Raw genomic sequence first — 234 nt, 5'->3', positions numbered from 1 at the left:
TCATCTTTTGGATTATGGTTTGGTGCTTACGCAGAAAGCCTTGTTGATGATCTGGAGATGATGCGTGCCGCCTGGAAGGTCTGTAATAAGAATCCTTTAGGATCTGCTGCAGGCTATGGATCATCTTTTCCATTAAATAGAACGATGACGACGCAATTGCTGGGATTTGAAGACCTAAATTACAATGTGGTTTATGCACAGATGGGGAGAGGTAAGACCGAACGTATCTTGGCA

Annotated in this window: 1 protein-coding gene; it reads left to right on the top strand. The window is 43.6% G+C overall.

Going from position 1 to position 234, the window contains the following annotated elements; all coding sequences use genetic code 11:
* On the top strand, window positions 1–234 hold a 234-nt coding region (locus tag RRF55_RS28030), incomplete at both ends, for a hypothetical protein (RefSeq protein ID WP_439419303.1).

This window comes from Klebsiella sp. K47, assembly GCF_051858335.1.
Classification (GTDB): domain Bacteria; phylum Pseudomonadota; class Gammaproteobacteria; order Enterobacterales; family Enterobacteriaceae; genus Klebsiella; species Klebsiella pneumoniae.
The sequence above is the reverse complement of the archived record's forward strand: the minus strand, read 5'-3'. Positions and strand labels throughout refer to the sequence as shown.